27 protein-coding genes are annotated in these 26,324 nt (G+C 42.8%); 22 read left to right on the top strand and 5 right to left on the bottom strand.

The window, feature by feature from the left end; all coding sequences use genetic code 11:
• The first annotated feature begins 630 nt into the window (after positions 1 to 630).
• The 8 genes from rpmH (at position 631) to noc (ending at position 8,123) form a co-directional block, all read left to right on the top strand.
• Positions 631 to 765, top strand: coding sequence for a 50S ribosomal protein L34 (rpmH, locus tag NST56_RS21985; RefSeq protein ID WP_003178075.1), 135 nt, complete (start codon positions 631 to 633; stop codon positions 763 to 765).
• Positions 766 to 911: 146 nt separating this feature from the next.
• Positions 912 to 1,265, top strand: coding sequence for a ribonuclease P protein component (gene rnpA / locus NST56_RS21980; protein ID WP_010332672.1), 354 nt, complete (start codon positions 912 to 914; stop codon positions 1,263 to 1,265).
• A 141-nt stretch (positions 1,266 to 1,406) separates the two neighbouring features.
• A complete protein-coding gene (gene spoIIIJ / locus NST56_RS21975) occupies positions 1,407 to 2,192 on the top strand; it encodes a YidC family membrane integrase SpoIIIJ (RefSeq protein ID WP_081638392.1) in 786 nt (261 codons plus the stop codon).
• Positions 2,189 to 2,815, top strand: a complete 627-nt coding sequence (gene jag, locus NST56_RS21970) for an RNA-binding cell elongation regulator Jag/EloR (RefSeq protein ID WP_339179191.1) — start codon at positions 2,189 to 2,191, stop codon at positions 2,813 to 2,815. Before spoIIIJ ends, jag begins: the two co-directional genes overlap by 4 nt.
• 315 nt (positions 2,816 to 3,130) lie before the next feature.
• Positions 3,131 to 4,510 carry a tRNA uridine-5-carboxymethylaminomethyl(34) synthesis GTPase MnmE gene (gene mnmE / locus NST56_RS21965; RefSeq protein WP_026014643.1) on the top strand — a complete coding sequence of 460 codons (1,380 nt, stop codon included), beginning with the start codon at positions 3,131 to 3,133 and terminating at the stop codon, positions 4,508 to 4,510.
• Between the two features lie 20 nt (positions 4,511 to 4,530).
• Complete coding sequence (gene mnmG, locus NST56_RS21960) at positions 4,531 to 6,417, top strand: tRNA uridine-5-carboxymethylaminomethyl(34) synthesis enzyme MnmG (RefSeq protein WP_010332668.1); 1,887 nt, start codon at positions 4,531 to 4,533, stop codon at positions 6,415 to 6,417.
• Positions 6,418 to 6,430: 13 nt separating this feature from the next.
• Positions 6,431 to 7,150, top strand: coding sequence for a 16S rRNA (guanine(527)-N(7))-methyltransferase RsmG (gene rsmG / locus NST56_RS21955; RefSeq protein ID WP_010332667.1), 720 nt, complete (start codon positions 6,431 to 6,433; stop codon positions 7,148 to 7,150).
• Between the two features lie 121 nt (positions 7,151 to 7,271).
• On the top strand, positions 7,272 to 8,123 hold the full coding sequence (gene noc, locus NST56_RS21950) for a nucleoid occlusion protein (protein ID WP_003219249.1): 852 nt from the start codon (positions 7,272 to 7,274) through the stop codon (positions 8,121 to 8,123).
• Between the two features lie 43 nt (positions 8,124 to 8,166).
• Here the strand turns inward: noc and NST56_RS21945 are convergent, their stop codons facing one another.
• Entirely contained in the window at positions 8,167 to 8,607 is a 441-nt protein-coding gene (locus tag NST56_RS21945; protein WP_339179186.1) for a PH domain-containing protein, read from the bottom strand.
• Positions 8,608 to 8,855: 248 nt separating this feature from the next.
• Here NST56_RS21945 and soj point away from each other — a divergent pair, with 248 nt between their 5' ends.
• Positions 8,856 to 9,617 (top strand): sporulation initiation inhibitor protein Soj, encoded by a 762-nt coding sequence (soj, locus tag NST56_RS21940; protein WP_010332665.1) that lies wholly within the window; start codon positions 8,856 to 8,858, stop codon positions 9,615 to 9,617.
• Positions 9,610 to 10,458, top strand: a complete 849-nt coding sequence (spo0J, locus tag NST56_RS21935; RefSeq protein WP_168749326.1) for a stage 0 sporulation protein Spo0J — start codon at positions 9,610 to 9,612, stop codon at positions 10,456 to 10,458. The genes soj and spo0J overlap by 8 nt, the downstream gene beginning before the upstream one ends.
• Before the next feature lie 37 nt (positions 10,459 to 10,495).
• Here spo0J and yyaC read toward each other — a convergent pair whose 3' ends face one another.
• Entirely contained in the window at positions 10,496 to 11,113 is a 618-nt protein-coding gene (gene yyaC / locus NST56_RS21930; RefSeq protein ID WP_339179182.1) for a spore protease YyaC, read from the bottom strand.
• A gap of 561 nt (positions 11,114 to 11,674) precedes the next feature.
• On the opposite strand from yyaC, the gene NST56_RS21925 reads away from it, so the two are divergent.
• The 11 genes from NST56_RS21925 (at position 11,675) to NST56_RS21875 (ending at position 20,334) form a co-directional block, all read left to right on the top strand.
• Positions 11,675 to 12,691: a membrane protein gene (locus NST56_RS21925; protein ID WP_032731139.1), complete on the top strand. Its 1,017-nt coding sequence runs from the start codon at positions 11,675 to 11,677 to the stop codon at positions 12,689 to 12,691.
• 93 nt (positions 12,692 to 12,784) lie between these two features.
• Entirely contained in the window at positions 12,785 to 12,991 is a 207-nt protein-coding gene (locus NST56_RS21920; RefSeq protein ID WP_010332661.1) for a DUF951 domain-containing protein, read from the top strand.
• Between the two features lie 50 nt (positions 12,992 to 13,041).
• Positions 13,042 to 15,045, top strand: coding sequence for a molybdopterin-dependent oxidoreductase (locus NST56_RS21915; protein ID WP_339179179.1), 2,004 nt, complete (start codon positions 13,042 to 13,044; stop codon positions 15,043 to 15,045).
• A 125-nt stretch (positions 15,046 to 15,170) separates the two neighbouring features.
• Positions 15,171 to 16,271 carry a redox-regulated ATPase YchF gene (ychF, locus tag NST56_RS21910; RefSeq protein ID WP_339179177.1) on the top strand — a complete coding sequence of 367 codons (1,101 nt, stop codon included), beginning with the start codon at positions 15,171 to 15,173 and terminating at the stop codon, positions 16,269 to 16,271.
• Positions 16,272 to 16,381: 110 nt separating this feature from the next.
• A complete protein-coding gene (rpsF, locus tag NST56_RS21905) occupies positions 16,382 to 16,669 on the top strand; it encodes a 30S ribosomal protein S6 (protein WP_010332658.1) in 288 nt (95 codons plus the stop codon).
• A 40-nt stretch (positions 16,670 to 16,709) separates the two neighbouring features.
• Positions 16,710 to 17,228: a single-stranded DNA-binding protein SsbA gene (ssbA, locus tag NST56_RS21900; RefSeq protein WP_010332657.1), complete on the top strand. Its 519-nt coding sequence runs from the start codon at positions 16,710 to 16,712 to the stop codon at positions 17,226 to 17,228.
• Between the two features lie 42 nt (positions 17,229 to 17,270).
• Entirely contained in the window at positions 17,271 to 17,510 is a 240-nt protein-coding gene (gene rpsR / locus NST56_RS21895; RefSeq protein WP_010332656.1) for a 30S ribosomal protein S18, read from the top strand.
• 60 nt (positions 17,511 to 17,570) lie between these two features.
• Positions 17,571 to 18,329, top strand: a complete 759-nt coding sequence (xth, locus tag NST56_RS21890; protein WP_339179174.1) for an exodeoxyribonuclease III — start codon at positions 17,571 to 17,573, stop codon at positions 18,327 to 18,329.
• Between the two features lie 58 nt (positions 18,330 to 18,387).
• Complete coding sequence (locus NST56_RS21885; protein WP_339179171.1) at positions 18,388 to 19,329, top strand: LacI family DNA-binding transcriptional regulator; 942 nt, start codon at positions 18,388 to 18,390, stop codon at positions 19,327 to 19,329.
• A gap of 51 nt (positions 19,330 to 19,380) precedes the next feature.
• The gene (locus NST56_RS21880; RefSeq protein ID WP_268445136.1) at positions 19,381 to 19,761 is read left to right on the top strand and encodes a VOC family protein; all 381 of its coding nucleotides are present in this window, start codon (positions 19,381 to 19,383) and stop codon (positions 19,759 to 19,761) included.
• A gap of 18 nt (positions 19,762 to 19,779) precedes the next feature.
• Positions 19,780 to 20,334: a maltose acetyltransferase domain-containing protein gene (locus NST56_RS21875; RefSeq protein WP_024123563.1), complete on the top strand. Its 555-nt coding sequence runs from the start codon at positions 19,780 to 19,782 to the stop codon at positions 20,332 to 20,334.
• A 31-nt stretch (positions 20,335 to 20,365) separates the two neighbouring features.
• Here NST56_RS21875 and NST56_RS21870 read toward each other — a convergent pair whose 3' ends face one another.
• Positions 20,366 to 21,718, bottom strand: coding sequence for an MFS transporter (locus tag NST56_RS21870; protein ID WP_339179169.1), 1,353 nt, complete (start codon positions 21,716 to 21,718; stop codon positions 20,366 to 20,368).
• A 228-nt stretch (positions 21,719 to 21,946) separates the two neighbouring features.
• On the opposite strand from NST56_RS21870, the gene NST56_RS21865 reads away from it, so the two are divergent.
• Entirely contained in the window at positions 21,947 to 22,846 is a 900-nt protein-coding gene (locus tag NST56_RS21865) for a type II CAAX endopeptidase family protein (protein WP_010332651.1), read from the top strand.
• Here the strand turns inward: NST56_RS21865 and NST56_RS21860 are convergent.
• Both NST56_RS21860 and fabF read right to left on the bottom strand, forming a co-directional pair.
• Entirely contained in the window at positions 22,843 to 24,912 is a 2,070-nt protein-coding gene (locus tag NST56_RS21860; RefSeq protein WP_339179166.1) for a thioredoxin domain-containing protein, read from the bottom strand. The genes NST56_RS21865 and NST56_RS21860 overlap by 4 nt on opposite strands.
• A 170-nt stretch (positions 24,913 to 25,082) precedes the next feature.
• Positions 25,083 to 26,315, bottom strand: coding sequence for a beta-ketoacyl-ACP synthase II (fabF, locus tag NST56_RS21855; RefSeq protein ID WP_339179164.1), 1,233 nt, complete (start codon positions 26,313 to 26,315; stop codon positions 25,083 to 25,085).
• Between the last annotated feature and the right edge of the window lie 9 nt (positions 26,316 to 26,324).

Raw genomic sequence — 26,324 nt, 5'->3', positions numbered from 1 at the left:
CTTCCGGCACGTCCCTCCTTTTCTAAAAAAATAACGTCTTTTTCTGTTATAGAACACAAAAAAAGAGCAAATGGCGGTAACCATTCGTACACATTAAATGTTGAAAACATATAATATAGTAGATAAATAGCTTTTCGACAAATTTCACAAGTTGTGGACAACTTTCTACACATGCTGTGTGAAATCAATCCACATCTTATCCACAGTTTGTGGATAAAGAGTGAAAGCAAGATTCGTAATCAAGAGTTAAAACACAAATATAATACCAAATTAAACGAGAGCTTGCAATGGTTGTCACAATCTTATCCACAAAGCAGACAACCTGTTGAAAAAAATTTGTCCACAGGAGTTAGCAGTGTGAAAATGTTGTCGATAACCTTTGTGGATATTAAAAAAAGGGAAAAAAGATATCCACAACACGAATTTTCAGCTCAGAATGTCATTTGTATCTGACTTTTTTTCGTTAAATTCAGGAATCTGAAAAAATAAGGTTTCGAAAGTCGAGAAGGTATGGTATCCTATTATGGTTGCAAGAAACAAAAGCACTAGTGAAGTTGACAATGAATAGGTAACGCAAATATAATAAGTAAGACTGTCTTTAACAGCTATTCCTCGAGGGAGGTGTCATAAATGAAAAGAACATTCCAACCGAATAACCGTAAACGCAGTAAAGTTCATGGCTTCAGAAGCCGTATGAGTTCAAAAAACGGTCGTCTAGTTTTAGCGCGCCGTCGCCGCAAAGGCAGAAAAGTATTATCAGCTTAGGCCACTGAATAATGTCAGTGGTCTTTTTTCACTTTAAGGGAAAAGATATATGTGATGTGTATGAGCGGGGGATATCCCTCTCTCTGCACATCTCATTTTCAAATAAAATTAAAAGTTTCTGCCAGCCAGTATCGGAGTGAGTCAATTTGAAGAAGCGAAATCGTTTAAAGAAAAATGAAGATTTTCAAAAAGTGTTTAAGCATGGCACGTCAGTAGCGAATCGCCAGTTTGTCTTATATACGCTTGATCAGCCTGAAAACGATGAGCTGCGCGTTGGTCTTTCCGTCAGCAAAAAAATTGGCAATGCAGTAATGCGAAACCGGATAAAACGTTTAATCCGGCAAGCTTTTCTAGAAGAGAGAGACAGGCTGAAGGAAAAGGATTATATTATTATTGCCAGAAAACCAGCAAGTCAGCTGACATTTGAGGAAACGAAAAAAAGTCTGCAGCATTTATTCAGAAAGGCCTCATTATATAAGAAAACTTCGTCAAAAAAGTAGGTGCCACTGCTTTCTTACAACTTTTAAAAGCGCTTCCTTTCTGGTTGAACAGAAAAAGACACCATTTAAAACTGAAAGATGCTAAAATACATACAAGTATGTTTTGTAATAAGAGAGTGTAAAGAATGATTATAGGAGGAAATGTTGTTGAAAAGGAGAATATGGTTGCTATTAAGTATGGTCGGCGTATTCATGCTTTTGGCTGGATGCTCGAGTGTCAAAGAGCCGATCACTGCAGATAGTCCGCATTTTTGGGACAAGTACGTAGTATTCCCATTGTCTGAGCTCATTACGTATGTTGCGAAATTGACGGGAGACAACTATGGACTTTCAATTATTATTGTTACAATTTTAATCCGTTTATTAATTTTGCCGCTGATGATCAAGCAGCTGAGAAGCTCGAAAGCGATGCAGGCTTTACAGCCGGAAATGCAAAAGCTTAAAGAAAAATACAGCTCAAAGGATCAAAAAACGCAGCAGAAACTTCAGCAGGAAACAATGGCTTTATTTCAAAAGCATGGCGTCAACCCATTGGCAGGATGTTTCCCGATTTTAATTCAAATGCCGATTTTAATCGGATTCTATCATGCGATCATGAGAACACAGGCGATTTCAGAGCACAGTTTCTTATGGTTTGACTTAGGGGAAAAAGATCCTTTCTATATTCTTCCGATTGTTGCCGGGGTTGCCACTTTCGTACAGCAAAAATTAATGATGGCGGGCAACGCGCAGCAAAATCCGCAAATGGCAATGATGCTTTGGATTATGCCGATTATGATCATTGTGTTTGCGATCAACTTCCCAGCGGCGCTTTCTCTTTATTGGGTAGTCGGTAACTTGTTTATGATTGCGCAAACTTTCCTCATTAAAGGGCCTGATATTAAAAAAGATCCTCAGCCGCAAAAAGCCGGAGGAAAGAAAAAGTGAGGAATGTGACTGCTGCAGGGCGAGATGTCGATGAAGCAGTACAGTCCGGATTACGTGAGCTGCAATTAACGAGAGATGAAGTTGACATTACCGTTATTGAGGAAGGAAACAAAGGCTTCCTCGGTATATTCGGCAAAAAGCCGGCAATCGTAAAGCTGGCTGAAAAATTTGATCCGATTCAGGAAACAAGGATTTATCTTAAAAGAATTGTCGAATCCATTGCCGGAGAGTCTGATGTGACTGTAAAAGAAAGCAAAAAGGCAGTATGTTTCCATATAACGGGTGAAAAAGCGGCATTGTTGATTGGGAAAAGAGGACAAACCTTAAATGCCCTTCAAACTTTGACCCAGCTTGTCCTTAATCGTTATTCAGATCAGTATAAAAATGTGACGGTAGATGCAGAAAACTACCGTTCGAAAAGGAAAGATACGCTGAGTCAGCTGGCTGTGAGACTGGCAGACCAGGTTTTGAAAACGAAAAAAGATGTTCATTTAGAACCGATGCCGTCCAGTGAAAGAAAAATCATTCATGATGCTCTTTCCAAATATGCAAATCAGCAGATCAATACGTATTCAATGGGTGAAGGCGATAATCGCCACCTCGTTATTTCCCAGAAAAGATAACATAAAACCGAAGTCCGGTAAAAATCGGAGCTTCGGTTTTTTTGTATAGAAAAATCTATTTTCCCTTGTAATATCAAGCTTTTTCCGTTTAAGTTTTTCTTTTTTAGGTGTATCCTGTTGATAAAAAGGAAGTTCAGGAAATAAAATTAATTGTTATTCACATGTGGATAAGTTAAAGTAATAAGGGATGAATTTCTAAGTCTGTGGATAACACATCTTCCACTTCGAACCAAACTATGTTATCTTTTAGTTTTGGCATAATAAAATATTTTTTTATATAGATGAATGAGAGTATAGAAAAGAGAGGTGAACAACATGGATACAATTGCGGCCATTTCTACACCGATGGGTGAGGGTGCGATTGCTATTGTACGGCTGAGCGGACCGGAAGCAATCCAGATTGCCGACAGGATTTATAAAGGGCCGAAAGGGAAAACGATCAGTTCGGTCGAATCACACACGATTCATTACGGCCATATCGTAGACAAACGTACCGATCGGGTCGTGGAGGAAGTAATGGTATCGGTGTTAAAAGCACCGAGAACTTTTACACGTGAAGATGTCATAGAAATAAACTGCCACGGGGGAATTGTGACAGTAAACCAAGTGCTCCAGCTCGCATTAAGAGAGGGAGCGAGACTGGCGGAGCCTGGTGAATTTACGAAACGCGCATTTTTAAATGGCCGAATCGACCTTTCACAGGCGGAAGCGGTAATGGACTTAATCAGAGCGAAAACGGATCGGGCAATGAACGTCGCTTTGAATCAAATGGAAGGGCGTCTCTCTGCTTTGGTGCGCCGTTTGCGCGATGATATTTTAGAAACGCTGGCCCATGTTGAGGTAAATATAGATTATCCGGAGTATGATGATGTAGAAGAAATGACACATCAGCTTTTAGTTGAAAAGGCAAGCTCCGTTAAAAAAGAAATTGAGGCGCTGCTTAGAACGTCTGAGCAAGGCAAAATTTTACGGGAAGGTCTTTCCACTGTCATTATCGGCCGTCCGAATGTCGGGAAGTCTTCTCTTCTGAACAGCCTGGTTCACGAGGCAAAAGCCATTGTTACCGATATTCCGGGTACGACACGGGATGTGATTGAGGAATACGTGAATGTGAGAGGTGTTCCGCTTCGTCTTGTTGATACTGCAGGTATTCGTGAAACAGAGGATATTGTTGAACGAATAGGTGTTGAACGCTCTCGTCAGGTTTTGAAGGAAGCAGACCTGATTTTACTTGTGCTCAATTATAGTGAAGAGCTTTCTGAAGAAGACGTGAAGCTTTTTGAAGCCGTTAAGGGAATGGACGTCATCGTTATTATGAATAAGACTGACCTCGAGGCGAAAATTGACATAGAACGTGTACGTGAGCTGGCCAATGGACGTCCTGTTGTAACGACCTCCCTTCTAAAAGAAGAAGGCGTTAATGATTTGGAGGAAGCGATTCAATCGCTGTTCTTTACAGGTGCTATTGAAAGCGGAGATTTAACGTATGTCAGCAACACACGCCATATATCAATTTTACAGGAAGCAAAACGCGCCATTGAAGACGCGCTTAGCGGCATCGAACAGGATGTCCCGATCGACATGGTGCAGATTGATCTAACAAGATGCTGGGAGCTTCTGGGCGAAATCATTGGAGACGCTGTCCACGAAAGCTTAATTGATCAGCTCTTTTCACAGTTCTGTTTAGGAAAATAATAAAAGGAGGAATTAGAATCATGGGGTATGAAGCAGGCCAATACGATGTGATTGTGATTGGCGCCGGGCATGCCGGTGTTGAGGCTGCCCTCGCATCAGCACGCCAAGGCGCCAAAACGCTTGTCTTGACCATCAACTTAGATATGGTTGCGTTTATGCCATGTAATCCGTCTGTCGGCGGCCCTGCAAAAGGGATTGTCGTCCGCGAAATTGACGCGCTTGGTGGAGAAATGGGCAGAAACATCGATAAAACGCATATTCAAATGAGAATGCTGAATACTGGAAAAGGTCCTGCGGTCCGTGCATTGCGTGCCCAAGCAGACAAATTCCAATATCAGCACGAAATGAAAAATACGCTTGAAAAAGAACCAAACTTAACGCTGCTGCAAGGAATTGTGGAGCGGCTGATCGTTGAAGACGGCGAGTGCCGCGGTGTCATTACACAAACCGGTGCGCATTATCGCGCGAAAGCTGTTGTCATGACGACTGGAACATATTTGAGAGGGCGTATCATTCTCGGTGATCTTTCTTACTCAAGCGGTCCGAACAACCAGCAGCCTTCTATTAAGCTTTCTGAGCATTTGGAAGAACTGGGCTTCGACCTTGTTCGTTTTAAAACAGGTACGCCGCCTCGCGTCAAAAGCGACACGATTGATTACAGCAAAACGGAAATTCAGCCTGGTGACGAAGTGCCTCGCGCTTTCTCATATGAAACGGTTGAATATATCACAGATCAGCTTCCTTGCTGGCTGACATATACGAGCCCTGAGACACATGAAATTATCGACAGCAACCTGCACCGTTCACCGATGTATTCCGGTATGATCAAAGGTACAGGTCCGAGATACTGCCCATCAATTGAAGATAAAGTTGTTCGTTTTAATGATAAACCGCGTCATCAAATTTTCCTTGAGCCAGAAGGCAGAAATACGCAGGAAGTTTATGTTCAAGGTTTGTCTACTAGTCTTCCAGAGGACGTGCAGCAAAGAATGCTTGCAACGATTCCGGGTCTGGAAAACGTTCAAATGATGAGAGCCGGCTATGCGATTGAGTACGACGCGATTGTCCCGACTCAGCTATGGCCAACGCTTGAAACGAAAAAAATTACAAATCTCTACACTGCCGGCCAAATTAACGGAACATCCGGTTATGAAGAAGCCGCGGGACAAGGCATTATGGCGGGAATCAATGCAGGACGAAAAGCGCTTGGAAAAGAAGAAGTGATTCTAAGCCGTTCTGACGCCTACATTGGTGTTCTCATTGATGACCTTGTGACAAAAGGAACAAATGAGCCATACCGTCTTTTGACATCTCGTGCTGAATACAGATTGCTTCTTCGCCATGACAATGCAGATCTGCGTCTGACAGAAATCGGCCACCGTATCGGATTAATTTCTGATGAGCGATTTGCGGCTTTTGAAAAGAAAAAAGCGGCGATCGAAGCGGAGAAAAAACGTCTGCATTCTGTGATTATCAAGCCGTCTCCAGAAAATCAAGAATATATCCGTTCTCTTGGCGGAAGCGAATTGAAAGATGGAGTACGCGGCACAGACTTGATGAAACGTCCTGAAATGAACTATGAAACTGTGACTAAACTTGCGCCGCCAGAAGTGCCGGTTCCGCAAGAAGTGGCAGAACAAGTAGAAATTCAAGTGAAATATGAAGGGTATATTGAAAAATCCCTTCAGCAGGTGGAAAAACTGAAGAAGATGGAAAACAAAAAAATCCCTGATCGAATTGATTATGACGCAATTAAGGGGATTGCAACTGAGGCTCGTCAAAAGCTGAAAAACGTACGGCCTTTGTCTGTTGCCCAAGCTTCCCGTATTTCCGGTGTGAACCCGGCAGACATTTCAATTCTATTGGTATATTTAGAGCAGGGCCGCATTGCGAAGATAGCCGAGTAGAAAGGATGACGGCATGAATATTGAAGAATTCACCTCTGGACTGGCGGAAAAAGGGATCTCCCTTTCTCCTCGTCAGCTGGAGCAATTTGAGCTGTATTACGATATGCTGGTTGAGTGGAATGAAAAAATCAATTTGACTTCGATTACAGAGAAAAAAGAAGTGTATCTGAAGCATTTTTATGATTCCATTACAGCTGCATTTTATGTCGACTTCAATCAGGTGAATACGATTTGTGATGTCGGAGCGGGAGCGGGTTTTCCGAGTCTGCCGATTAAAATATGTTTTCCGCACCTTCATGTCACAATTGTAGATTCATTAAACAAACGAATAACATTTTTAGAAAAGCTGTCTGAAGCTTTACAATTGGAGAATACGACATTTTGCCATGATAGAGCTGAAACATTCGGGCAACGGAAGGACATACGGGAAAGCTATGATATCGTGACAGCGCGAGCGGTTGCGAGACTATCTGTTTTAAGCGAGCTTTGTCTGCCTCTGGTGAAGAAAAACGGTTTATTTGTTGCTTTAAAAGCCGCATCTGCTGAAGAAGAATTAAATGCGGGGAAAAAAGCAATCACAACGCTTGGAGGAGAACTGGAGAATACCTATTCCTTTAAGCTGCCTATTGAAGAAAGCGATCGTAATATTATGGTGATACGCAAGATTAAAAATACACCTAAGAAGTATCCAAGAAAACCGGGAACTCCTAATAAATCGCCAATTGAAGGGTAATTTAGACAGCCTGATATGACAATACCATCATATTTTCTTCAAAATTAATGACGGTACAGCAGGAAAAACCATGAGAAAATAGAATTATAAAAATGGCAGTTTTTAAAGGTGGTGTAGGTACATGAAGCATTCATTCTCTCGTTTCTTCGGGCTTGGTGAGAAGGAACAGGAACCGGAGATTGCTGAACATGAGACAAACAAAGAAGAGATTCTTGAAATACCGGTAAATGCTATCGTTCCCAACCGTTTTCAGCCACGCACCATTTTCTCAGATGAAAAAATCAAAGAGTTAGCAATGACCATTCATACACACGGCATTATTCAGCCGATTGTTGTCAGGCATACAGAAGAAGAAGGCCAATACGAACTCATTGCAGGTGAAAGACGCTGGAGAGCGGTGCAATCGCTCGAGTGGGAAAAGATTCCGGCCATTATTAAGGATTTTTCCGACACGGAAACCGCTTCTGTGGCGTTAATTGAAAATTTGCAACGGGAGGAATTGTCTTCGATTGAGGAAGCGCATGCCTACGCAAGGCTCCTTGAGCTTCATGATTTAACACAGGAAGCACTGGCGCAGCGTTTAGGAAAAGGACAGTCAACGATTGCGAATAAGCTGCGGCTATTAAAGCTGCCTCAGCCGGTTCAAGACGCAATCATGGAGAAGAAAATCACTGAGCGTCATGCCAGAGCGCTGATTCCCCTGAAACAGCCTGAGCTCCAAGTCACACTGCTCACAGAGATAATTGAGAAAAGCTTAAATGTAAAGCAGACAGAAGACCGCGTGGTTAAAATGCTGGAGCAAGGCCAGAGAAAACCAAAGCCTAGACGCAAAGCGTTCAGCAGGGATACTAGAATTGCAATGAACACGATTCGCCAGTCACTGTCAATGGTTGAAGACAGCGGTGTAAAATTGAATACGGAAGAAGAAGAATTTGAAGAATATATTCAACTGACGATTCGCATACCAAAATAAAAGCTCTCCTGCTGTCCAGGAGAGCTTTTTCGCTAAAAGGAAATTAATCACTTTTATTTGCGATTATTATATTAGAATTCTTTTCTTTGAGCTGCTGGATAAATTCTTCCGTGTCTTTTGGAGAAATGACTGCATGTCCCCAGCCTCCCCGATAATAAATTGTAATCGCATGTCGTGAGCCAATAAGCCGAAAACCTGACCACAGCTTCTTTTGTTGAATCACTTTGTCGATTTTTTCATAAGGAATTTGATGTTTGATCAATCCGGCTTTAATGATCAAACGGTGCTCCTTCAATACATATTTCAGATCAATGAAACTCCAAATGATGAGCACATTTAAGAGAGTCAGAAGAACAAAAATGATTGAGTCGGATATCCTCATATTTCCCAGCACAAAAGGAACTATGGCATCTGCTTGTATCAGTAATATGAGAAACACAATCATAAGAGAAACGGGTGCATCTCTTTTTGTTTTGTAAACCATATGATCACCGTCCTGTTTGTACTTTCTGTCTTGTAACTTCTTCTTTTTTTCTATTTAAAATCCCTTTTTTAAGTCAAAAAAACATATAAGGATTAGAATTTATAAGAGAAAGCAATAAAGCGCTGATTGAATTTCCAAATATTCCTTTCTGATAAAAGACAAAATGATGAAAAAAGTGAAACGCTTTAATCTTTTTTTGATAAAATAGAAATATGACAGTACATGTTCATGTGAAAGTAGGTGACATCGTGGGAAAAATCATAGCAATTACGAACCAAAAAGGCGGAGTCGGAAAAACAACGACGTCTGTTAACCTTGGAGCATGCTTAGCTTACATAGGGAAAAGGGTTCTGCTGGTAGATATTGATCCGCAAGGGAATGCAACGAGCGGATTGGGGATTGAAAAAGCCGATGTAGATCAGTGTGTGTACGATATTTTAGTAGATGATGCAGATGTAATAGATATTATTAAAGCAACTTCAGTAGAGAATTTGGATGTGATTCCTGCGACGATACAGCTTGCAGGAGCTGAGATCGAGCTGGTTCCGACAATTTCAAGAGAAGTGAGACTTAAGAGAGCGCTTGAAGCAGTGAAGCAGAATTATGATTATATTATTATTGATTGTCCTCCGTCATTGGGATTGCTGACAATTAACGCGTTGACTGCTTCAGATTCAGTTGTCATACCTGTACAGTGCGAATACTATGCCTTAGAGGGACTGAGCCAATTATTAAATACAGTACGTCTAGTGCAAAAGCATTTGAATACTGATTTAATGATTGAAGGCGTATTGCTGACGATGCTTGATGCCCGGACAAACCTCGGCATTCAAGTGATTGAAGAGGTGAAAAAATACTTTAGAGATAAAGTATATCAGACTGTTATTCCGCGTAATGTCCGTTTGAGCGAGGCACCGAGTCACGGTAAACCCATCATTTTATACGATCCGCGATCAAGAGGAGCGGAAGTATATTTAGATTTAGCAAAGGAAGTGGCTGCGAATGGCTAAAGGCCTTGGAAAAGGGATTAATGCGTTGTTTAATCAGGTTGATTTGTCTGAAGAGACAGTTGAGGAAATCAAAGTTACCGATTTACGCCCTAATCCTTATCAGCCAAGAAAACACTTTGACAACGAAGCGCTAGCTGAGCTAAAGGAATCTGTGCTGCAGCATGGCATTCTCCAGCCGCTTATCGTCAGAAAATCTTTAAAAGGCTATGATATCGTTGCGGGTGAACGGCGCTTTCGGGCGGCAAAGCTTGCAGGATTAGAAACTGTTCCAGCGATTGTCCGTGAATTATCAGAGGCGTTAATGAGAGAAATTGCTTTACTGGAAAACCTTCAGCGTGAGGATTTATCACCGCTGGAAGAGGCTCAGGCTTATGACTCATTGCTTAAGCACTTAGATGTTACGCAAGAGCAGCTTGCAAAACGTCTAGGAAAAAGCAGGCCGCATATTGCCAACCATTTAAGATTGCTGACACTGCCTGAGAACATTCAGCAGCTGATTGCGGAAGGCACGCTCTCTATGGGGCATGGCCGCACACTTCTTGGTTTGAAAAATAAAAACAAGCTTGAACCGCTTGTGCAAAAAGTGATTGCAGAACAGCTTAACGTTCGTCAGCTTGAGCAGCTGATTCAGCAATTAAATGAGAATGTTCCACGTGAAACAAAGAAAAAAGAACCTGTGAAGGATGCAATTATCAAAGAACGGGAATCGTATCTCCAAAATTATTTTGGTACAACAGTAAATATTAAGAGACAAAAGAAAAAAGGTAAAATCGAAATTGAGTTTTTCTCCAACGAGGATCTTGAACGGATCTTAGAGCTTTTATCAGAACGAGAGTCGTAATGAAAGAAAACCATCTCTATTGAAGATGGTTTTTGTTTTATAATCGTCCTGTGAGTCTTTGCAGCGGACTAAGCCGTTCCTGCCTCCACTCTGTTCGATCTGTTAAACTCAGTCCTTCAGCAAGAACATTTGCCATACTCATGACCAAGTGGAGCCTTGTATTTTGTAAAACAAAGTACTCCATGAAGCCGCTCACATTTACAATTCCGTTCACATGGAGATCTCCTACCTCAGGAAGATCCTTCTGTACACCGGCCCCAGGCTTTAAAGGACCCTCTCCGATTTGGAATGAACCTACGCTTTTCACACGCCCTAAGCATGCATCCACCGCTATAATAAATGGGTTTTTATGTAATTTTTGAATTTCCATTAATTTATCCTTCATGTTTACAGCATGCACGGGATCTGACAGGGTGCCGTAGACGTGGAATCTGGTGAGCTGCATCTGATTGAGTTTCATTCCTACGAGCGGGCCTAATGAGTCACCAGTTGAACGGTCTGTTCCGATACAAACCACAACAATTGGTCTGCCGGCAGCTTTACGTAAGGATGAAGAAAGAATCGTTTGTATTTGTTTTGCTGCAGCTGTATCTGTATGTGAAACATATTGCTTTACTCGTTCCTGAGAAGAAAAAAGCCCGCCTTTTCGATTCATAGGTTTCACTTCCTTGTTAGGTATCGGAATTGCTAGGGATGTGTTTTTTTGGTATGTAAGGTTGTTTACATTATATCCAGCAGTTAGGTTTTTTATGCTTTGTGTCTGTTTACGGATTTTTGAATACAGAGAGGAGATGATAGAGGTTGTTTACAAGTATTGTGTCGCAGCGCTTCAGATGACGCAAGATTTGGTCTGCTGTCTAATTTGGTTATGGTTCTGGTAATGAAGCAATCATTTGAATACGGAACGCCTAATGAAGTTTACAATGATCGAAGGATTGAAATTGACTTGTAATACCGGAATTTTTGAATTTTTGGCATTGAGCCTGTCGAATATTATTTTAGGAAGTATCAGGATAGCTTGGTGAAGAAAAGTGGAGAATGGAATTCTGTGTTTTGACTGCCTGTTTAGGCGGTCTTTTTTTATGTGTATTTTGTATGATAATTTCACTCCAGTCATTATTTTTTGTTTTTCTATGAAAATAGGCATTTTTGTTATTAGCGTTTTATATAGTAACAATAACGGAAACAAGCTGAACTCTGTACCTATGAGGTGATAATGTTGTGGAGAGCCGGAATGAGGTGGATGCTCCTTATATTGGGCAGTCTGATCGGCGCCGGATATGCAAGCGGTCAGGAGATATGGCAGTTTTTTGGCGCAGAAAGCGGACTGGCTATTGTGCTGTTTACAGTAATGTTCATTTTCTCGTCTTATATTGTGATGAAAATCAGTTTTAAGGTTCAATCCACTCACTTTCTGCCGGTTCTTGAACATTTAATGGGACCGTGGCTGGCGAAAATTTATGATATTCTCATTGTCTTTTATTTATTTTCTACAACCATGGTGATGATCGCAGGAGGCGGAGTGACACTGCAGATGTACAAGCTCCCTTTTTGGTGGGGGATTGCGCTGCTGTGCATCGTGACGGTTTGTTTGTTTTTTTGGGATGTGAATGGGATTTTATCTGTGAATGCCATTTTAATTCCTATTTTAGTAGCGGGTCTGCTGTACGCGTTATTTTCATTTCAGAGCACTCATCACCATACGTGGACGATAGATTTGAGCCGGCAGTATAACTGGCCTGCCAGCATTACGTTTACTTCCTTAAATATTCTTTCGGTGGTCGCAATACTATCGTCTGTCGGGAAAGAAATGAAAGGGCTGGGGGAAGCTAAAATCGCCAGTGTGGCCAGCGGTCTTATTTTTGGCGTGATCTCTTTTGTTTATAATGAAACATTAGTGGAGCTGGCGGGCTCCCTTTCTCAATTTGAAATTCCGCTGTTTGCCGTTCTGGAAGGCGCCCCTTATTTTCTTTTTTTATGTATGACTGCGGTGCTGTGCCTTGCGATATATACGACGACAGTGGCTGGTTTATTCGGATTGTCCAGTCGGCTCATGGCATTTCTTCACATGCCGAGATGGATGATTGTATTGATTCTGTTAGTGTTGATGGTGCCTTTTACTTCTTTCGGTTTTTCAGATTTAATCGCTTTTCTGTATCCCATTTATGGAATGCTGAATCTCTATCTATTAGTTTGTTTGCTGTTATACCCTATTTTAAGTAAATGGAAATAAGAGGATGTTCTTCTTTTTGGGTATGATGATTGCTCTATTGATCAGTTTTTTTGTACAATAGATTCAGCAGTTTATGAAGAGAGGTGAAGGGTCTTGGCGGATAAAGACTTTGGCCTGAAAGATATTGTAGAAATGAAGAAACCGCACCCATGCGGAGCAAACAGATGGAAAATCATACGTATGGGAATGGATATTCGGATTAAGTGTGAGGGTTGCTCTCACAGTGTGATGATTCCGAGAAAAGAATTTGAAAGAAAAGTAAAAAAAGTACTGGTCAAGCATGAGGAGCCTACTTCATAAAAAGGCTGACACTCATGCTTTTTCATATAGAAGGTAAGGAGAAGACGGCGATGAGCAAAGTGCATCAGTCAGCATGCCCTCTGAATTGCTGGGACAGCTGCGGTTTTGTGGTGACTGTTGATGACGGAAAGGTAACAAAAGTGGACGGAGATCCAAACCATCCGATTACAGAAGGAAAAATCTGCGGCCGCGGCAGAATGCTAGAGACGAAAACAAACTCGCCTGATCGGCTTCGCTATCCGATGAAGAAACAAAATGGCGAGTTTGTGCGGATTTCCTGGAAGCAGGCTCTTGATGAAATTGCCGATAAACTTCGGGACATTAAGGAGACGTCAGAAACAACAGCAGTTTTGCACAGCCATGATTACGCCAATAACGGTTTGTTAAAAGCGCTAGATCAGCGTTTTTTTAATGCGTATGGCGGTGTGACAGAGATTGTCGGAAGCATTTGCTGGGGCTCTGGTATAGAGGCGCAAAGCTGGGATTTCGGCCGGTCGTATGGGCACGGGCCGCTTGATATTTACAACAGCAAACACGTCGTTGTGTGGGGCAGAAATGTATCAAGGACAAATATGCACCTTTATCACCATTTGCAGCAGGTAAAGAAAAAGGGCGCAACACTGACGGTTATTGATCCGATTTTTAATCCGACTGCAAAACTGGCTGACCGTTATATTTCTGTAAAGCCGGGAATGGATGGCTGGCTTGCCGCGGCTGTTTTGAAGGTTCTGATCGAGACGGGAAGAACGGATGAGGATTTTATTTCTCAGCATTCTGTCGGGTTTGATGATGTAAAAGAGCTTTTGAGTACCGTTTCTTTAGAAGAATTTACTGAGAAAACAGAGACAACGATGGAAGAGCTGGAGTTTCTTGCTGGTCTGTATGCCGATGGCCCGGTGTCTACTTTTATGGGGCTTGGTATGCAGCGGTACAAAAATGGCGGCGGGACGATTCGCTGGATTGATGCGCTTGTTGCGGCAAGTGGAAACGTTGGTATTAAAGGCGGCGGCGCAAATTTTGGCAATGTCCAGATTGGTGAAAGCTTTGCAAAAACAAAGCTGACAATGCCGGAATTAAAAACGACATCACGTTCTTTTTCAATGATGACACAGGCTGAAGAGGTTTTAACCGCTGCTGATCCTGCGATCGAGATGATTATCGTGACATGCGGGAACCCGCTGACTCAGGTGCCAAATACAAATAAAGTAAGAAAAGCATTTGAAAAGGTTCCGGTGACCGTAGCGATTGATTCCATCATGACCGATACGGCACAGCTGTGCGACTATGTTTTGCCGACTGCCACTGTTTTTGAAGAAGAGGATATTTACTATTCTAGTATGTACAATCATTATGTTCAGTATGGGAAGAAGCTGGTGGAACCGCAGGGCGAAGCGAAGCCGGACAGATGGATATGGGCAGAGCTTGCAAAACGCCTTGGGTTTGGAGAGCTTTTTGAACACAGTACTGAAGAACTTCTGAAGATGGGGCTTTCTTCATTGGAGGCAGACGGTGTAACGCTTGAGCGCCTAAAAGAAAAAGGCCATCTCCCGCTTCCGGTTAAACAGGTGCCTTGGGATGACTTTAAATTTCTGACGCCAAGCGGAAAATTTGAGTTTACCTCGTCTTTAGCTGAAGAAAAAGGATTTAGCGGTGCACTTCAATTGGAAGTGCCTGAGGAGTCTGTTTACCATAACGAAGAACTTGCCGAAAAATACCCATACACGCTTTTGTCTATTCATCCGCAGCGCTCTAATCATTCACAGCATATTCCGTTCATCGAGAAGCTTCAGCACATACACGTCGATATTTCTTCAGACATAGCGGCTGAGCAGAATCTTCAGGATGGAGACGAGGTTGTCATTTTCAATGATCGGGGCCGTTTGAATGGCAAAGTTAAAGTGATGAAACAGGCTCATCCGAAGACGATAAATATAGATGAAGGCATGTGGGCGGCTTTTGGCGGCTCCGTCAATACGCTGACAAATGATACAAATTCTGATAATGGAATGGGAAGTACCCTTTTTGACTGTTTAGTGGGCTTGAAAAAAGCATAATGAGAGGGTTCAGCAGGCTGAAGATGCTTTTTTGTCAGCTTGTCTTTTCCAGTGAACCTCCTTATAATTGCTCTAGGTTCAAAATACGTTAATGCAATACGGTTTTATATAGAGGAGATGAAAGAATGGCTTTAACAGCTGGAATTGTCGGTTTGCCGAACGTCGGGAAATCAACATTATTTAACGCAATTACACAGGCCGGTGCCGAATCAGCCAACTACCCGTTCTGTACAATTGATCCGAACGTGGGAATTGTAGAAGTACCGGACGATCGTCTGCAAAAGCTGACTGAGCTTGTCCAACCAAAGAAGACTGTGCCGACTGCTTTTGAATTCACTGATATTGCAGGAATCGTAAAAGGTGCGTCAAAAGGAGAAGGTCTCGGTAACAAATTCCTTTCTCATATTCGCCAAGTTGACGCGATCTGCCACGTTGTCCGTGCTTTTTCTGATGATAATATTACACACGTTTCCGGTAAAGTTGATCCGATTGATGATATCGAAACGATCAATCTTGAGCTGATTCTCGCTGATATGGAAACAGTCGAGAAGCGGATTACACGTGTCAGCAAGCTTGCAAAGCAAAAAGATAAAGAGGCTGTGTTTGAGTTTGACATTTTGTCTAAACTGAAAGAAGCGTTTGAGAATGAAAAGCCTGCTCGTTCTGCTGAGTTTACTGAAGAGCAGCAAAAGCTTGTAAAGCAGCTTCATTTGCTGACGTCAAAGCCTATTTTGTATGTTGCGAACGTAAGTGAAGATGAAGTGGCTGATCCGTCTGGCAATGAATATGTAGCGAAGATTCGTGAATACGCTGCCGGCGAAAACGCAGAAGTCATCGTCGTTTGTGCGAAGATTGAATCCGAAATCGCTGAGCTTGAAGGCGATGAAAAGCAAATGTTCCTTGAAGAGCTGGGTATTGAAGAGTCAGGTCTTGATCAGCTGATTAAAGCATCCTACTCCCTGCTTGGGCTGGCAACATATTTCACAGCCGGTGAACAGGAAGTCAGAGCTTGGACATTCAAAAAAGGCATGAAGGCCCCTGAATGCGCTGGAATTATTCATAGTGATTTTGAGCGCGGCTTCATTCGCGCTGAAACGGTTGCTTATGAGGATCTTCTTGCGGGCGGCGGCATGGCAGGAGCGAAGGAAGCCGGAAAAGTCCGTCTTGAAGGTAAAGATTACGTGGTAAAAGACGGAGATGTAATTCATTTCCGATTTAATGTATAGGATGCAGTTGTAAAGGGACAAGAGCTTTGGTATAATATAAAATTGTGAGTAATAGAATTATTGCTCCTTGCCCATTATGGGCCGCTTAGTCCAAAAGGAGGTGCAAACAGATGAGAAAGTACGAAGTTATGTACATTATCCGCCCAAACATTGACGATGAGTCTAAAAAAGCAGTTATCGAGCGTTTCAGCAACGTTCTGACTTCTAACGGTGCGGAGATCACTGGAACAAAGGATTGGGGTAAACGTCGTCTTGCTTACGAAATCAACGATTTCCGCGACGGTTTCTACCAAATCGTAAACGTTCAAGCTGATGCTGCGGCAGTTCAAGAATTTGACCGTCTAGCTAAGATCAGTGACGATATCATTCGCCACATTGTTGTTAAAGAAGAAGAATAAGCAATTTTGAAATATATAATGGTAAAAGGTGGTCTTTCTTATGCTTAACCGAGTTGTATTAGTCGGAAGACTGACAAAAGACCCAGAGCTTCGTTATACGCCAAACGGTGCGGCTGTTGCCACGTTTACTCTTGCTGTGAATCGTACATTTACGAACCAGTCAGGAGAACGTGAGGCCGATTTCATTAATTGTGTCACTTGGAGAAGACAAGCCGAAAACGTTGCAAACTTCCTGAAAAAAGGAAGCCTTGCAGGCGTAGATGGCCGTTTACAAACAAGAAATTATGAAAACCAGCAAGGGCAGCGTGTCTTCGTGACCGAGGTCCAAGCTGAAAGTGTTCAATTTCTTGAGCCGAAAAGCGGCGGCGGTTCTGGTTCAGGTGGATACAACGAAGGAAACAGCGGCGGAGGCCAGTACTTTGGCGGAGGCCAAAATGATAATCCATTCGGGGGAAATCAAAACAACCAGAGACGCAATCAGGGGAACAGCTTTAATGATGACCCATTTGCCAACGACGGCAAGCCGATTGACATCTCGGATGATGATCTTCCATTCTAATGAGAATATCACTAAATTGACAAAGAAAGGAGGGAAATGACAATGGCAGGAGGACGCAGAGGCGGTCGTGCGAAGCGCCGTAAAGTGTGTTATTTCACTTCTAACGGCATCACGCACATCGACTACAAAGATGTAGATCTTCTTAGAAAGTTTGTTTCTGAGCGCGGTAAAATTTTACCACGTCGTGTAACTGGAACAAACGCTAAATACCAACGTAAATTGACTGCAGCGATCAAACGCGCTCGTCAAATGGCTTTACTTCCATACGTAACTGGTGAGTAAGCTGATACGTAAAGAGCAAGGACCTTCGGGTTCTTGCTCTTTTTTATAGGGGGATAAAAAATGAAGCTCATTTCTTGGAATGTGAATGGCCTGCGGGCTGTCATGAGAAAAATGGATTTCCTCTCTTACTTGAAAGACGAGGATGCCGATATTGCATGTCTGCAGGAGACAAAGATTCAGGACGGCCAAGTGGATCTTGAGCCAGAAGGCTACCACGTATATTGGAACTATGCAGAGAAAAAAGGATATTCCGGCACGGCTGTTTTTTCAAAAAAAAAGCCGCTGAACGTCATGTATGGCATTGGAATAGAAGAGCATGATCAAGAGGGCAGAGTGATTACGCTGGAATTTGAAAACATGTATGTGATGACCGTTTACACGCCTAATGCAAAAAGAGGACTGGAACGCATCGATTACCGTTTGCAGTGGGAAGAGGCTTTATTAGCGTTTATTCTCGAATTGGACAAGAAAAAACCCGTTATCCTGTGCGGTGATTTAAATGTGGCTCATCAGGAAATTGATTTGAAGAATCCAAAAGCAAACCGGAATAACGCGGGTTTTTCTGATCAAGAAAGAGGAGCATTCACTCGTTTCTTGGAAGCCGGCTTTATCGACTCATTCCGTTATTTATACCCTGATCTGGAAGGTGCATATTCCTGGTGGTCGTATCGTGCGGGGGTCCGGGACAGAAATATTGGCTGGCGTCTGGATTACTTTGTTGTTTCTGAGCGGCTTAAGGGGCAGATTGAAGATGCCAAGATATCAGCACACGTCTTGGGCTCCGACCATTGTCCTGTTGAACTTACGATCAATATATGATGTGATAGCAGTAAGGATTGATCCTTACTGCTTTTTTATGATGAAAAAGGAGAAAGAGATGGCAAACATAAAAGAGATTGCAAGGCTGGCGAATGTATCTGTTTCGACTGTGTCACGCGTACTGAATCATCATCCGTATGTGTCTGAAGAAAAAAGGAAGCTGGTGCATCAAGTCATGGAGGAATTAGACTACACACCGAATCGAACTGCGATCGATCTCATTCGCGGCAAGACTCAAACCATCGGTGTAATCCTGCCTTACAGCGATCACCCTTGCTTTGATAAAATCGTAAACGGCATCACAAAGACGGCATTTAGACATGAATATGCAACAACCCTCCTCCCTACCAACTATAACCCCGACATTGAAATCAAATATTTAGAGCTGTTAAGAATGAAAAAAATAGATGGCCTCATTATTACATCACGAGCCAATCACTGGGACAGTATAATAGCCTATCAAGAATATGGACCGATTATCGCTTGTGAAGATACTGGAGACATGGATATTCCTTGCGCTTACAATGACAGAAAAGCAGCCTACATAGAAAGCTTTCGATATCTAAAGAATCGCGGACATGAGAATATCGCTTTTACTTGCGTGAGAAGCGCCGACAAGAGCCCGAGTACGGCGGATAAAGCAGCGGCTTATCAGGCCGTCTATGGCAGCCTGGAGGACCGCCATATGCTGACCGGCTGTAATCATATGGACGACGGAGAGCAGGCGGGTGCGTATTTCTATACAAGCGGCCGGGCTCCAACAGCTATTTATGCAAACAGTGATGAAGTGGCAGCGGGAATTTATGTATTTGCCAAAAAGAAAGACTGGGATGTTGAGATCCTTGGAGAAGGACATTCCTCTATCAGCCGTGCCCTCTGTTTCCCATCGCTTGACCTGAATCTTGAGCAGCTGGGCACCGCAGCATTTTCGTTATTTTTGCAGGAACATCCCATAGATATAAAAATTCAGCATCAATTCATGAAAAAAAGCTTGAACTGAAATGCATTTCATCCCTTATAACTTCATTGAAAGACAAAGGAGGAGGAAGACATGCATATTGAGCACACGGCCATCTGGGTCAGAGATTTAGAGCGAATGAAGGCTTTTTATGAAACGTATTTTAATGGCAAAGCCAATTCTCTTTATCATAATGAGAAGAAAGATTTTAAGTCGTATTTTATGACGTTTGATTCCGGAGCAAGGCTGGAAATCATGAAAAAAGGAGATGTGACTGATCAGCCGACACAAACGATGACAGGCTGGGCGCATATCGCCTTTTCCACTGGAAGCAAAGAGAATGTTGATGAACTGACAGAAAGGTTAAAGCAGGACGGATTCGCTGTAGTAAGCGGTCCAAGGACGACAGGGGACGGCTACTATGAAAGTGTAATTGAAGATGAGGAAGGAAATTTAATAGAGATTACAATTTAACATCTTGGAGTGAATTGAATGCTGACAGAAAAAGAAAAAATGGCAGCCGGAGAATTATACAACTCGGAAGACCGTGAATTATCACTAGAGCGTAAACATGCGAGAAATCTGATTAAACAATATAACGAATCACCAGAAGACGAGTCAGTGCGAACGGAGCTTTTGAAAAATCTGCTTGGTTCGATCGGTGATCAAGTCACCATTTTGCCGACATTCCGCTGTGATTACGGCTATCACATTCATATGGGGGATCGTACATTTGTTAATTTTGACTGTGTCATTCTTGATGTTTGTGAAGTTCGTATAGGATGTGATTGTTTGATAGCTCCAGGGGTGCATATCTACACGGCTGGTCACCCTCTCGACCCGCTTGTTAGGAAGTCGGGGAAGGAATTCGGTAAGCCTGTTACAATTGGAGATAATGTTTGGATTGGCGGGCGGGCAGTGATAAACCCGGGAGTGACGATCGGCGATAACGCGGTGATTGCTTCGGGTTCCGTAGTGACAAAGGATGTGCCTGCGAATACGGTTGTAGGAGGAAACCCTGCGAGAAAGCTGAAGGAATTGAATTGAAATCAGTGCGGTTAAACGCCGCACTGACTTTTTATATCTGCTTGGCATTCGTATTGGGACCAAAGCAGATTAACAAAATGGAGCATGCGAGCCAGCAGCCGCCTATAAAGAAAAAGACACTGACATAGCCGAGCTGAACGGCGATAAAACCGACGAGCAATGATCCGAAGATGTTCGAGAAGCGGCCGAGACCATAGGCTAAACCGCTGCCTGACGAGCGATACTCTGTTGGGAAAGGTTCAGATGTATACGCATATAAGTTTGATGTGAAAACCCGCTCCGTAATATTAACGATGAAACCAAACACGATAATCATGATGGGAATGAAGGTCATGCCATATAAAAGACCTGCGATGGCAGTCAGAAACGCACTGGCGGCCAATATCCATTTTCTCTGGAATTTTTCGGAAATCATTGAACCCAGCAACGCGCCGAGCGGAGCGCCGACCGAGTGCAATACGTTATACCATAATGTATTTTCCATCGTGACCCCGTTGCTTTTTAGCAGGCTGGGGACCCAAGAGGCAAAGCCATAGAATCCAAATGTTTCAAAAATCCATACCGCGGATAACACAATGGTTATTTTCAGGTTTCTCCCCTTTAATAATCCCGCGTAACCCGCATGTTGTACCTGTCCGCTTGCGGTTTGCGGCGCCGGAGCAGGAAGCGGGCCTTTTTCTTTTTCAACGCTTGCTTCAATCCTTTTCAGGATGGCATCGGCTTTTTCATATTCACCGCGATTTTCATGCCAGCGGGGTGATTCCTCCAGCCGCCGAATAAAGAAGAAATAAATAAGACCAACAGCGCCCCATACAAAGACAAGTCTCCATCCCCAAGAGCCGAGCGGAATGACAAAGGCTGATACGATATTGGTGATCGGAACGCCGATCAATCCGATCATGGCACAGAAAGAAATATACTTTCCGCGAACACTTGAAGGGAAAAATTCTGCTAAATAGCTATTGGTGATGACCATGGCAGCTGCGACGCCAAATCCAGTGAGGAAACGAAACGCCATTAAGGATGGGATGTCCCAAGCCGCGGCGTTACATAGCGATGCGATTGAAAAAACGAAGACAAATAAATTCAAGGCTTTTTTTCGGCCGATTCGATCTGAAAGCCGTCCCCCAAGTGATGCTCCCAAAAACATGCCTAGAAACGAAGCAGCAGTTACATTGGCTATGGTTGAAAGCTGGATGCCCCAATGCTCGATCAGCGCCGGCGCTACATTGCTGAGGGTAAATAAATCCGCAAGATCAAAGAAGTAAACAATGCCGAGAGCGGTTAATACTTGGAAGTGGACACGTGAAATCGGGAGGCGGTCTAAACGGTTTGCCGCGTTTGAAAAAGGATGTGTATGTTTCGGTTTGACGCCCGTATTCATAAAATACCCCCTTTATTAATAGAGGGAGAAAGACTGAACATTCTCCTCTTGGCATTATTATAAGTACCTGGAATCATTGGGAACAGTGTTCAAATCACTAGATGGAAGAACTAAATTCACACTTTTCGCCTTAATTTTGCTTAAAAGATTTCCAAAACAGTAGATTAATAGACCAAATTATGCAAATATATAGTAATATTCTCATTGAAAGGAAGAGTCATAGAAGGAATGAATTCATTTATCCGTCCTCTAGAAGGAAACAATACATTGTGGAGATATTTTTTCTCCTTTTTGGTGATGGTTGGCTTATTCTTTTTTGGAAGCATTGTTTATGTCTTTATGATGTTATTGACGGCACTTTTAAGTCCAAATATCGCGTTTGATGTGGATACAGGTATGTTAACCGATTCTTTGGCTGATTTGTTTTTAACTCATATCGTTTATGTATTTGCGATCCCAGGGGTTTGGCTGGCGGTGCGCTTTATCCTGAAACGTCCGTTTCGGTCAGTCATTACACCGCATGCAAAAATCAGCTGGCGCAGCATTTTCTTTGGCTTTATCGCTTATTTCTTGCTGATGGCTGTGGTTCAAGGGATTGATTATGCGATTCATCCGGCGAAATACACTTTTCAGGATTTTGACGCCTCTCGTTTTCTGTGGCTGCTTGTGGCATCTCTGTTATTGGTGCCGCTCCAGACTTCTGCGGAAGAACTGTTTTTCAGGGGATTTCTATTGCAGGCTTTTGGAAAAGTGATAAAGAACCCTTTTATATTGACGCTGATTGTCGGCGGTCTATTTGGGGCTGTACACTTTGGCAATCCTGAAATGAATAATGGCGCTTTTTGGGCAGGCATTGAGTATGTAACAATTGGGATTCTTTTAACGTATTATACGGTTAAAACAGGCAGCCTTGAAATTTCGCTTGGTGTGCATGCCGCGAATAATATGTTTTTATGTCTTTTTATTACTGAAAAAAACAGTGTATATGGAGATATTCCTTCATTATTTGCCATCACACGGGGAAATCCGATGTGGGAGACTTTCTTTACGGTTGTCATTAATCTTTTATTTGCATTTATCGTTGTACAATACCATAAGAGATCAAAAAGAAAGCAGCAAGGTGTTTAATCCCTGCTGCTTTTTAATGTTTGTAAGGCTTCTTCGATGTCTGTTGTCGGCTGCTGGCAGGCGAAATTTTCACAAATATACACGGTTGTTTGATCGTCTATGATGCGATAGTCAGCCGCGAATGGCGCAATGTCTTTGCACTGGTCGGGATGCTCTGCCACCAGGATGGAATCGTTTGGAATAAAGGCCTGTTGAAGCGCGCTTGTGATTTGTTTTCTGTCTGGATCGTCCGGGCGCCCAAAAATCACAATTTCCTTTTTAGGCGTCATATGTTTTAACACACTTTGCATAAAGAAAGAGTGGCCGCTCGGGTATGCCTCAATTTCAGGCTTGAACACGGAAAACATCGTTTCGGCTTTTTCAATCAGCGACAAATCACCTGTGACTTGCCCGAGGCGCAGAAGCTGAACGGCTGCCACGCTGTTTCCTGAAGGCACGGCGCCATCGTACACTTCTTTTTCTCTGACAATTAATGCTTCTGCATCATGTCCGGTAAAGTAGAATCCCCCATGCTCCTCGTCCCAAAACAAATCGATCATATCGTTTGACAGCTTCTTCGCTTTTTCTATATATGATAGATCAAACGAGGCTTCATAGAGATCGAGATAAGCCCATAAGAGAAAGGCATAATCGTCGATAAATCCTTTGTTTTTCACTTCGCCGTCACGATACCGAACCATCACCCGGCCGTCGATAATTACATTGTTTTCAATAAAGGTGATAGCGTCTTCAGCCAAGCTGAGGTATTGGGGTTCCTGAAATACCTTTGCCGCTTTAGCAAGACCCGCAATCATCAGGGCGTTCCATGACGTCAGCACCTTATCATCGACATGCGGATACGTTCTTTCTTCACGTGTCTTTAACAGCTTCAATCTTGCATCTTCAAGCTTGCGGCTGAGCTCTTCTTCGGTTAAGCCGCTATCCGCTTTGATTTGATCCCGCTTGGTATGAATGAGATTGGGAATGTTTTTGCCCTCAAAGTTGCCTTTTTCTGTGATGTCATACACGCTGCAATACAGCGTGCCGAGATCCTCTCCGAGCGTCTTCAAGATCTCTTCTTTTGACCACACGTAGTACTTTCCTTCTTCGCCTTCTGTATCCGCGTCTAAAGCGGAGAAAAAACTTCCGTCTTCATGGGTCATTTCCCGTTGAATGAACGTAATGATCTGCTCACAAATGTTTTTGTACCGGCTGTTTTGCGTAACTTGATAAGCTTCAGTATAAGCTGTCAGCAGCAACGCATTGTCATACAGCATTTTTTCAAAGTGAGGGACGAGCCACTCATCATCGGTCGAATAGCGGGCAAACCCATAGCCGATATGGTCATAGATGCCTCCATTTGCCATGCTGTCCAGTGTTTTCGTGACGTTGTACAAAGCGTTTTCCTGCCCCGTCGTGTGATAATAACGAAGCAAATACATGAGCATATGAGGCATAGGAAATTTCGGCGCCTGTCCGAAGCCGCCGTAGATTGTATCGAAACCATTGGCAAGCTGCTGGAATGTCCGGTGGATCGCTGATTCGCTCAACCCCTCGCTTGTTTTAGCTGCTGTTTTTGTCTGTAAATGGTTAGCGGCGTTTTCTGCAATATCCTCGACATGCTCACGATCGTTCGCAAACGTTTCTGAAAGATGCTCAAGCACGTCAACAAAACCCGGACGATTATATTTACTGGTCTTCGGAAAATATGTACCCGCGTAAAACGGCTTCTGATCAGGCGTGATAAACACATTCAGCGGCCAGCCGCCCTGTCCGGTCATCAGCTGGCAGATTCTCATATAAACAGAATCGACATCAGGGCGCTCTTCCCGATCCACTTTAATCGCAACAAAACGTTCGTTAAGAAGGCGGGCAATTTCCTCGTCCTCAAAGCTTTCATGAGCCATGACGTGGCACCAATGGCATGTTGAATAGCCGATGCTGACCAGAACAGGCTTGTTTTCGCGTTTTGCTTTTTCGAAGGCTTCTTCTCCCCAGGGGTACCAGTCAACTGGGTTGTGGGCGTGTTGAAGTAAGTATGGTGATTTCTCAGCGATTAATCTATTGGGTTTATTGTTAGTGGGCATGGGATCACCTTCTTTCTAAATGTTTTTTTAAGTATTCTCTTTCCTCTATTTAATATACCAGAAGTTAAGGCTCGTCATCATTTGTCTGTGAGGTATTCCATAATGAAAATCAAGGGCTATAAACCCTTGATAGATTCATTATTTCACCTTTGACCTATAAAGATGGGTCTTCAATCGTAATGCTTTAACACAATTGCTGAATTATGTCCTCCAAAACCAAAAGAATTTGATAGCCCATATTTCAATGGAAGGTGTCTCGCTTCTGATACAACATCTAAGTCGCAATCTGGATCTTGATTCTCTACATTAATAGTTGGTGGAATAATTCCTCGTCTCAAACTTTCCACTAAAGCAATTGCTTCTACTCCGCCAGCAGCACCGAGCATGTGCCCAGTCATTGACTTGTTTGCAGTTGTTGGAATGTCACGTGAATGTTCCCCAAATAATTTCTTAATAGCTAGAACTTCTGAACGATCACCTACTTGTGTACTTGTTGCATGAGCACTAATAACATCAATGCTACTTGTTGGTATATTTGCACTTCTCAATGCTTTTTTCATGGCTAAGTAGGCACCCTTACCTTCTGGGTGTGATGCTACCATATGATGAGCATCTGAACTAGCTCCGTACCCCACTACTTCACATAATATCGGCGCATCTCTGAGAATAGCGTTTTCTAATGATTCTAATACTAAGATACCTGCGCCTTCACTCATAACAAAGCCATCTCTATCTGTATCGAATGGACGGCTGGCTCGACTTGGATCTTGGTTTCTTGTAGATAGTGCATGGGCGTTTCCAAAACTAGCCAAAGATATCTGTGTGATTGCAGCTTCTGCTCCACCGGCAAATATAATATCTGCTTCATCATTTCGGATAGCATTGAAAGCTTCACCAATAGAGGTATTCCCAATTGAACAGGCTGTGACTGGTGATAATGATGGTCCTTGTGCTCCTAATCTTATGCTTATTTGGGCCGCAGCTGCATTTGAAATCATCATTGGTACAAGGCTGGGGCTTACTCTCGCGGGACCTCGTTTATTTAATACATTCACATTATCAACAAGTGATTGTATGCCTCCGATTCCTGAACCAACATATACCCCTAAACGTTCAAGATCAACATGATCTAACTGTAATTGTGAATGTTCTAATGCTTGTTCGGCTGCTGCTAAGGCAAACTGACTAAAACGGTCTAATCGTTTTGCTTCTTTTCTCCCCAATATTTCATCTGCATCGAAATCACGAACGATTCCAGCTATCTTTGTTTTATAATCAGCAGTATCAAAAGAATCAATGAGAGATATTCCCGAGTGTCCTTTAATTAGTTGATTCCAAAAGCTATTTACATCATTTCCTAGTGGAGAAATAACTCCCATTCCAGTAATGACAACTCTTTTCATGATCATTCC

Source organism: Bacillus sp. FSL R5-0560, assembly GCF_037966305.1.
Taxonomy (GTDB): Bacteria; Bacillota; Bacilli; order Bacillales; family Bacillaceae; genus Bacillus; species Bacillus mojavensis.
This window is presented reverse-complemented; position numbering and strand designations above follow the sequence as displayed.